1 protein-coding gene and 1 pseudogene are annotated in these 1,033 nt (G+C 59.4%); both read left to right on the top strand.

Features of this window, described 5'->3' with window-relative positions:
- Positions 1 to 668 (top strand): gamma-glutamyl-gamma-aminobutyrate hydrolase family protein (locus D8V06_RS21420; RefSeq protein ID WP_177434467.1); only part of this gene is annotated, 668 nt, incomplete at its 5' end.
- 4 nt (positions 669 to 672) lie between these two features.
- A pseudogene (locus D8V06_RS21415) lies at positions 673 to 1,033 on the top strand (3-deoxy-8-phosphooctulonate synthase); the annotation flags it as partial.

The raw sequence follows: 1,033 nt of genomic DNA, 5'->3' as shown, positions 1-1,033 counted from the left end.
TCAACCTGCGCTACATCGATTCCGAAGACATCGAAAACCAGGGCACCGCGCTGCTCGAAGGCGTCGACGCCATCCTGGTTCCGGGCGGCTTCGGTCTGCGTGGCGTGGAAGGCAAGATCACTGCCGTTCAATACGCTCGTGAAAACAAGGTTCCGTACCTGGGCATCTGCCTGGGCATGCAAGTGGCGGTGATCGAGTTCGCTCGTAACGTCATGGGCTGGAAAGACGCCAACTCCACCGAGTTCGATCGTGCAAGCGGTCACCCGGTCGTGGGTCTGATCACCGAGTGGGAAGACGCCACTGGCGCCGTCGAAACCCGTACCGAAGCTTCCGACCTGGGCGGCACCATGCGCCTCGGTGCGCAGGATTGCCTGCTGGAGCCGGGTTCGCTGGTTCACGGTTGCTACGGCAAGGACGTGATCGTCGAGCGTCATCGTCATCGCTATGAAGTGAACAACAACCTGCTGCCGCAAATCATCGAAGCCGGCCTGAAAATCTCCGGTCGTTCCGGTGATGGCGCGCTGGTTGAAGTGGTTGAAGCACCGGATCATCCATGGTTCGTGGCTTGCCAGTTCCACCCGGAGTTCACCTCGACACCACGCGACGGTCACCCGTTGTTCAGCGGTTTCGTCAAGGCAGCGTTGGCTCAACACCAGAAGAAGGCGTAAACCGATGGCGCAGAAGATCATCCGCGTAGGCGATATCGAGATTGCCAACGACAAGCCAATGGTGCTTTTTGGTGGCATGAACGTGCTGGAAAGCCGCGACATGGCGATGCAGGTCTGTGAAGAGTACGTAAAGGTTACCCAGAAACTGGGTATCCCTTACGTGTTCAAGGCCAGCTTCGACAAGGCCAACCGTTCCTCCGTGACCTCTTACCGTGGCCCCGGCCTGGAAGAGGGCATGCGGATTTTCCAGGACATCAAGCAAGCCTTCGGCGTGCCGATCATCACCGACGTCCACGAGCCTGAGCAGGCCGCGGTCGTCGCTGAAGTCTGCGACATCATCCAGTTGCCGGCCTTCCTGTCGCGCC

The organism is Pseudomonas sp. Sample_24, assembly GCF_004307605.1.
Classification (GTDB): Bacteria; Pseudomonadota; Gammaproteobacteria; order Pseudomonadales; family Pseudomonadaceae; genus Aquipseudomonas.
The sequence above is the reverse complement of the archived record's forward strand: the minus strand, read 5'-3'. Positions and strand labels throughout refer to the sequence as shown.